Below are 8,162 nucleotides of genomic sequence, written 5' to 3'. Positions count from 1 at the left end.
TCGATCCGACGATCGGCGACCCGCTTCGGGTGGCCGCCCGAAGCGGGTCGTTCCTCTCGGAACAGTCGGATTATAGCGGGGCGCGCCAATACAAGGAGCGAAGCGACGAAGCAATCCAGCGCGGCATTTGCGGCAAGCTCAGACTGGATTGCCGCGCCGCTTCGCGGCTCGCAATGACGAGTATGGCGCAACCGAAGGGGCTAAGCCTGGTCGCAATCACGAGGCGCGGATCAGACTCTCACCACACGACGCGCAGGCCGCCGTTGCCGCGGATCACCTCGCGGTCGCCGTCGTCGCCGGCGACGTCGGTGGTGTAGTCGACCGCCGCCCATACGCCGATGTTTTGCGTGAGCTGGGCGACAAAGCCGCCGCCGAGTTCCACGGCCGTCAGGCGCTGGCGTGCTTCGATGACGTGCGCATTGTCGAAGATCGCCCGATCGGTGCCGACGAAATCCTGCCAGACGTTGGCTTTCAGATAGGGCCGCACGTTCGGCATGCCGAAGAACTGGTTGCCGGCGAGGCGGACGCCGATGCGGCCGTACACGGCGTCGGGCAAACGGTACTCGACACTGCTGGCGCGATCGAAGCCCGACAGGTCGAGCGTCGAGTAGATCACCTGCACCTGCGGCTCGAGCGTGATGCCGTAACCGAGCGGGATCGGATAGCCGCCTTCGAGCGATGCGGTGACGCCCCAGCCCTTGGTCTCGATCGCGATCTTGTTGACCTCGGAGACGCCGCCGGCGGAATAGCGCGTGCCGATCACCCGTGCATCGAGATACCAGCCGGTCGGGCCGACGCGCGTCGCATAGCCGCCGACGCTGACGGCTTCGAGCGACGGCGAGCCGGTGAAGGCGTTCTGCGCGCCGAGGGCGAAGCCGTTCACGTCGCCCTTGGCCTCGGCATAACCCATGAAGATGCCGAAGCGGTCGTTGAAGGTGTCGGCGATGCCGCTGCGGAACAGATCGATGCCGCTCTGGATGCCCCAGCTATGGCCGTCGAAGCTCGTACCCAGCGTGCCGGAATGGCTGTGCTTCGTCGATTGCCCGAACGCGCGGGCCCACACCGGTCCCGGTGCGCCGCCACCCCGCAGAAGGCCTTGATCGCCGTTGTAATCGTGGAAGGTGCCGACGGTGTTGCGCGCGAGCTCGCGCGCCATGCCGGGCGCGGCGGAGAACAGCGACGCCTCCGGGCGATAGAGCGGAATGGGCTGCGGCGCAGGACCGGGGCCAGGACCAGGCCCAGGTCCCGGCGGTGGGACAGGCGGATCGATGTGCGAGCGCAGATACCAGGAATTCAGCTCGTCGGCGCCGCCAGAGGTGCCGCGGCCGAATTGATACTGAAAGGCGCCGGCCACCACCGGCCCGCCAAGCGCAAACGCATTGGCCGCGGTGGTCGCGCCGTTCTGTGCGGCGATGATCTGGATGCCGTTGCCCGAGGTCACGTTGCCGACACCGCTGGTGACCACGGCGACGCTGGTCGAGCCGCTTGCCGAGGCGCCCGCGCCGCTCAGCACGAGCTGCGATGTCGACGCGCTGCTGCCGGCAAAGGCGGTGCGGATGGTCAGCGTGCCGCCGGCGCCGGTGTAGGCGCCGGTCAAGGTGAGCGCACCGGCGGGGCCGCCATGACCCGGCGCGATGTTGCCTGCATTCGTCACCGGCCCGCCGAGCGTACCGATGCCGCTCAACGTGCCGCCGCTGTTCACGTTCACCGCCGATTGCGTGATCGCGCCGTCCACCTGCAGCGTGCCGGCATTGATGTTGGTCGCGCCCTGGTAATCGTTGCCGGCATTGGCCAAGACGAGCGTGCCGGCGCCGGATTTCGTGAGCCCGCCCGCGCCGGTCACCTGGCCGGCGACTGTCAGGGTCGTTGCGACGGGTGAGGTGTCGAATGTGCCGCCGCCGGAATTTATCGTCACTGTGCGCGAGGCATCGAGCGTGAAGCTCTGCGTGGCCTGCAGCGTACCGCCATTGAAGGTGAGGCCGCCTGTGCCGAGATTGCCCGCCGACGAAACCGACACTGTCCCGCTATTGATGGTGGTGCCGCCCGCATAGCTGTTGGCGCCGCCCAATGTAATCACGCTGCCGGCACCGCCGGATTGGACCACACCGCCATTGCCTGTGATCTGGCCGTTATACGCGTAGGAGCCGGAGCGATTGAAAATAAGTGTGTTGTCCGCATTGGTCAGCGCGACGTTGCCGGTGCCGAGCGTGCCGCTGTTGCCGCCATTTCCCACCTGCAGCGAACCGTCGGAGACCGTGATGTTGCCCGCATAAGAACTGTTGTCGCCGGTGAGGATCAGGTTGGCGCTGCCCTGTTTCGTGAGGCTGCCCGTTCCGCCGATCGTGTTGCTCAGCGTCAGATCGACTCCGGTATTGAGGGTGCCGTCCGTATTGAAGGTCACGGTCTGCCCAAAGACGATGGGCGTCGCACCCGTGGTCTGCAGCGTGCGGGTGAGGTTGGGCTGGTTGGGGTCGACATTGAAGCTAAGCGGGCCGGTACCGAGATTGCCGGCTGACGAGATCGACACTGTACCGCCCGCGATGGAGGTCCCGCCGGAATAGGTGTTGCTGCCGGTCAGGACCAGCGTGCCGGCGCCGGTCTTGGTCAGCACCCCGGCGGGGGAGCCGGTGCCATCGCCGATCGTGCCGTCGATCTGCAGTGTAGTCGCTGAATTGGTATTGATTGCGCCGCCCGTGCTGTTGATCAGCACATTGCGCGATGTCGTGATATCCGCCGTCGTCTGCAGCGTGCCGCCGTTCAGCGTGAGCGCGCCCGAAGTCGCGCCGAGATTGCCGTCGGACGAGATCGCCAGCGTGCCCTGCGTGATCGTCCAGGGCGTCACCGCCGTCGTCGTTCCGGTCAGCGTCCAGGTGCTGGCACCGGTCTTTTCGAAGATACCGAAGCCTTGATACTGCGCGGCCGGGCCGATCTGCGAGACAGCGAAACTGTCGCTGGTCGCGCCACCGAGCCGGAAGGTATCGGCGGTGCTAAAGGCGACCACATTGCCGGTGATGGTGGAGCCCGACTGGATTTCCAGCGTGTTGGTGCCGCCGGTGAATCGGATGGCGGCGCCGGCGGCGCCGGCCGTGCCGCTGCCGTCAGCCGCGCCGCCGGCGCCGGCAGAGATCGCGCCGCTGTTGACGATGGTGATATTGGTCCCTGCAATACCGTCGCCGCCGTCACCGCCATTGCCCCCGGTGCCGTTGCCGCCGGCGCCACCAGTGTTGCCAGAGATCGTGCCCGCGTTGGTGATTATGAGGTTGGATCCCGCGATGCCCTCGCCGCCGTCGCCGCCATTGCTGGCGATAGCGGCACCGCCGGCGTTCGCACCACCGTTACCGCCGCTGCCGCCGGCGATCGTCGCTCCGCCGGCATTAACGATGGTGAGAGAGGATCCGGAAATGCCATGCCCGCCGGCGCCGCCATTGGCAACACTCGGTGGACTCGTCTGGAAAAATCCAGAACCTGCCCCGCCCCGGTTGCCGTTGCCGCCCTGGATGGTGGCACTATTGTTGATCGTTACGGTAACGTTTGCCGTGTTGTCGACCAGCAGGCCAACGCCACCAGCGCCTCCATTACCGCCGGCGCCCTGAACCGGACCGTCAGCGCTTGCCGAAGCTGCGGCCGTCCCGCCATCACCGCCGATCCCGCCATCTCCGCCCGTTATCGTCACGGTGTTGGTGAATGCGGCGCCTGCGGCCGGGCTTGCAAGATAGGCGCCAACTCCGCCATCCCCTCCATTGCCGCCAAATCCGCCGAGAGCCGCTCCGCCACCTAAGCCACCCCCCGTGATCGTCGTCCCGGTCGTGTCGGCGGCCCCGCCATTCCCGCCATTGCCGCCATTGCCGCCTGTGATGTTGAGTGTCGTAGGTACATTCGAGGATGTGCCGGTCAGCACCCAGCCATAGCCGCCGCTTCCCCCGCCACCAGCTCCGCCGCCACTCGCTGAACCGTTGCCATTATTATAGGTACCGGTCGAGGTAGCCATACCACCATTGCCGCCAACCCCGCCGATCGCTCCGGTCGGAGCGAGCGCCGTCCCATGCAGGCCACCGCGTCCCCCACCGCCGGCGCCGCCAGCAGAGTTACCGTTGTTCTGTGTTGCATTTACGCTAACGTTCTGTCCGTTCTGTCCAATTCCACCGTTTGACACGTCGCCGCCGGCTCCCCCAGCGCCGGCGGGTGGATTGGCAATGATAAAACCGTCTCCGCCCTTGCCGCCGTCGCCGCCGCCAGGGCCGCCACCGCCGCCGCCCGCAGCTCCGGAATTAGGGACGTTAGGAGTAAAATTCGCCCCGACTCCGCCTTGCGGTAGGGACAGAAGATCGCCTCCTGCCCCACCGCCGGAGTTGTTTGCTGCGCCACCACCCGTGCCGCCAACGCTTTGAGCTGATGCGGACGTGACGCCAAGGACAGCAATTCCGCCCGCGGTCGCCGCCAATCCGACCATCGCCTGCATCAGCACGAGTGAGGACAAGGCCGAGAGCAACAGCCGTTTTACACATTTGACAGGGGTGTCTTTGACATCGGGGCCGCCGCACAGGCGCGATGGGACGCGCTGATCGCAAAGACCTTGAAGACCAGCCGCTTCTGCATTCCGACGTGCGATCATGCCGCCCGCTGCGCCGCGCCCGCGCAGTTCCCCCAATGACATCATCGGCCTTAAAGGCAGCGCAACGCGTCTCTTCGGCGCTGCCCGCCGACGATCGATTCAAATCACAACCTATGATAGCGTAAAAAACTTGCGCTACAATAAACGGGCTACCTGACGTTGCGGCGGACGATGCGAGCAGCGGGCTCCGGCGGCGCGAGCCCATGACGGTGCGCGCTGCCTTCATGTCTCCTCGCCGCCTGCCACAAAAACGTTGGACGAACATCACCTTACGACCTATCGCACGTCCCCACCGGGCGCTTCTTGCCCGCCGGATGCCGCCTACTGGCGCCATGCGATTGAGGGCCCGCCGATGATCGACTCCGCACCGACACAGGAATTCGTCGAAGCGTTGCCTTGAAGCCACAACCGCCAGCACGGACAGATGCTGATTCGCAAATGGCAACCTCAGCATCGTAGCCCGCATGAGCGCAGCGACATGCGGGAATGCCCGCGCAGTCGGCCGGCATCCGCCGCTAGCATGTTCATTTGCTCATGGAGTGCCATTCCATCACCGGCAACGTGTTTTGCCAGTGCGAAACGGATGGTGCCGGCGCCGTTCCCGCATGTCGCTGCGCTCATGCGGGCTACAGATTACGGCTCGCCGTAGCCTGTCGCGGCCTCGCGAGCGTCGCCGGCCCAATCGTCGGGCAACAGGCCGCGGCGCACATAGGCGTGAAACGAGGAACGCGGCCAATCGCGCACGCGGGTCACAAGGCCATGCTTCACGGGATTGAAGTGGATGTAATCGACGTGGTGCTCGAAATCGGTTTCATCGCGGATCGTGTGCTCCCAGAAGCGCGGCTGCCAAAGCACCAGGGCTCCGCTGGCGCGGCGCCTGGTCGCCGCACCCGCGACGACCAACTGGTTGCTGAAATGTCCCTTGATCCGCCGCCACCGGCCCGAAAAATCCGCATCCTCTTCCGGCAAGGTGAAGATTGCATGCAGATGATCAGGCAGAATCACGATCGCATCGATCGCAAACGGACGCTCCCGCGCAGCCGTGCGAAACGACTCGCGCAGAGGGTCGACGTGATCGACCAGCGCGGATGACCGTCAATCCGCCAGCGTCACAGTAAAGAAATAGGTCGCGCCGGGAACGAAGTTTCGCCGGTACCGAACCGCGGCTCACCTTTGAATCGTTGTAGCCCGCATGAGCGCAGCGAGATGCGGGAGGTTTACACAGTAGCGCGCGCGTTATCGTTTTGCTCCGCGAACGGCATCTCATCATCCGGCAACGCGTTTGCCAATGGTTGACGTGCGTCGCTCCCCGCATGTCACTGCGCTCATGCGGGCTACATGTCTGGCGCACGCGTGCGCCAAGCGTCTCATGAGGACGAAGTGACCCGGTGCAGCATCGTAGCCCGCATGAGCGCAGCGATATGCGGGGAGGTTTGCACGATCACTCAACAGCGCCGGCGTATGTACGCCTTGCTCGTGCGAACGGCATCTCATCATCCGGCAAACGCATTTCCCAATGCCCGGCCTGCGCTGCTCCCGCATGTCGCTTCGCTCATGCGGGCTACATTTGAGCGATGGCGCTGGACGCGGATGACATTCCGCCATCTGACATCCGTCATCTATCACCAATCATCAAGCTAGCGCTTGCCTAACGCTCTTTGGGGAAACGAGTCGCGCACGCTGCAACGAGGTGGCACGGTGAATGCGCATGATCGTTGAGCCATGCAGTTCGATCAACGAACAGGTCACGACAAGGAGACATCAATGACTTCAGTAATGAGCAGAGCCAAAACCACAACGGGCGTGGCGACACTGGCCAGCCCGACGCTTACGTTGCAGGCGCCCGTTACCAACGGCATGCAAATGCCGGTGGGCATCGGCGAGAACGGCACGACCATCACGTTCCTCTATACGGACACCGCGAACATCCCAAACAACACCACGGTGACCGTCAGCAACTTTTCGAATTGCTACCTGTGGGATGCGACCAAGTCGGCGGACCCGTTCGCGACACAGGCGACAGCCGCCGTCGTACCCGGAAGCGATCCAACGAAGGGCACGGCAACATTCCTGATGGGCACACGGGGAGCTGTAGGCGCCGTCGCAGGCTTCTCGGCCCAGGTCAATGATTCCGCGTCGACAAAGCTGACTCCGGACTTCGCATCGGCGCCCATGACCGAGACCGCCTCGGGTGTGGCGCTGTTCGGCATCGATACCAGCTACCTGCCGTCCTGGAACGGAACTGGCGAAGCGCCCTCCGTACAGGCAATCGCCAGGCTCACGAGCACTGATGGTGCCACGAAATATCCCGGGGTCGATGTAATCCTGATCGCGCAGGGGTTTGCCGAAGGCATCGATGCCTTCGCGCAATATGTCGATGTTTACGACAACACCGGCAACACCAAACTGACGCCCTCGCCATACAAGGCCACGTATCAGGGCAACACCTATACGACCTACCGGCTGCAGGGCGATCGAAATTTCGGCAAGGTCTACGTCTACCTGAAGCCCAAGGCGCCACAGACCGGCGACCTGCCAATCCAGGGATTCGTGGACATGGTCGGCATGTTCGCGTCATCCCAGGTGAGATCGCCCGGTCTCTATGTTCTGAACGCGCAGAATCCGTCTGGCAACACCATCAGCGACTCCCCCGAAGTCGAGCGAGTCACGGGTCTTTGCCTCAAGCCGTTCGCGACCGACACCGCCGCAACGATCTGGATTCCACTCAGCAACGACCTGAATCTCGGATGCTATGCGTTGATCGGCCAGAAGGGCACGCAGACTCCAACCATCCTGGCGGCACAGCTGCCTGATGATGCCGATATCGAAGTGTATAACGGCGTGCAGCAGGTCAAATTCCAGATTCCGCTGGCCAACCTCGCCGTCTGTGCAACGGCCTCCGACGATCACGGGTGCGAGAATTGCACAAATGCCGACCTGAACACCTTGAGCTTCATGTACTGCGACACCCTCGGCCAAGGCACGTACTCGGATTCGACAGGCGTCTGGCTGGATACGACGGTTCTGAACATACCGCACCCGCCCACCCAGGTTTACGCAGCGCCTCTGCTGTTCCAAGGCAAGATGGTGAGCAACCAGCTCGTTGCCGACGAAACTCATCCGATCCTGCCCGGCACGGCGATTACACCCCAAAGCCTTCTGGGCGGCGGGCTTGTCATCCGGATCAGTGACCAGCAGGTGGCCAACAAGAAGGTTCAGGGACAGGTGTACCAGAACGGCCTTGGCGCCTGGAGTAACGGAAAGCAGAAGCAGAGGCGGGACATCTTCAATCTGCTGCAGACGCCGCAAGCGGCGTCAGGCACCGGAACGCTTGATATCCCGTGGCCCGCCGATCAGGTCGCTGGCTACGATTACGGCGGCGGCGAGATGTCCGATGCCGGCTTCTTCGTCGTGTTCTGGGATGTGGTTGGCGCCAACACACCGGGCAGCTACTCGAACGTGTACAGGACGATCCTGGACTCGTCCTATCTCTAACCTGCGCAAGATCAGCCGCCGCAAAACGGCGGCTGATCTTTTTTCGACATCCAGT

Annotated in this window: 3 protein-coding genes; 1 reads left to right on the top strand and 2 read right to left on the bottom strand. The window is 63.9% G+C overall.

Annotated features, from left to right (window positions below):
- Positions 1 to 238: 238 nt before the first annotated feature.
- On the bottom strand, positions 239 to 4,489 hold the full coding sequence (locus RCO31_RS21300) for an autotransporter outer membrane beta-barrel domain-containing protein (protein ID WP_308970494.1): 4,251 nt from the start codon (positions 4,487 to 4,489) through the stop codon (positions 239 to 241).
- 756 nt (positions 4,490 to 5,245) lie between these two features.
- The gene (locus RCO31_RS21295) at positions 5,246 to 5,695 is read right to left on the bottom strand and encodes a transposase (RefSeq protein ID WP_308970498.1); all 450 of its coding nucleotides are present in this window, start codon (positions 5,693 to 5,695) and stop codon (positions 5,246 to 5,248) included.
- A 681-nt stretch (positions 5,696 to 6,376) separates the two neighbouring features.
- On the opposite strand from RCO31_RS21295, the gene RCO31_RS21290 reads away from it, so the two are divergent.
- On the top strand, positions 6,377 to 8,107 hold the full coding sequence (locus RCO31_RS21290; RefSeq protein ID WP_308970493.1) for a hypothetical protein: 1,731 nt from the start codon (positions 6,377 to 6,379) through the stop codon (positions 8,105 to 8,107).
- The last annotated feature ends 55 nt before the right edge of the window (positions 8,108 to 8,162 follow it).

It is taken from the genome of Bradyrhizobium sp. LHD-71, from assembly GCF_031157255.1.
Classification (GTDB): Bacteria; Pseudomonadota; Alphaproteobacteria; order Rhizobiales; family Xanthobacteraceae; genus P52-10.
This window is presented reverse-complemented; position numbering and strand designations above follow the sequence as displayed.

Excerpts from the sequence above, each read along its gene's own strand:
- RCO31_RS21290 (WP_308970493.1), top strand. The coding sequence starts at position 6,377 with ATGACTTCAGTAATGAGCAGAGCCAAAACCACAACGGGCGTGGCGACA.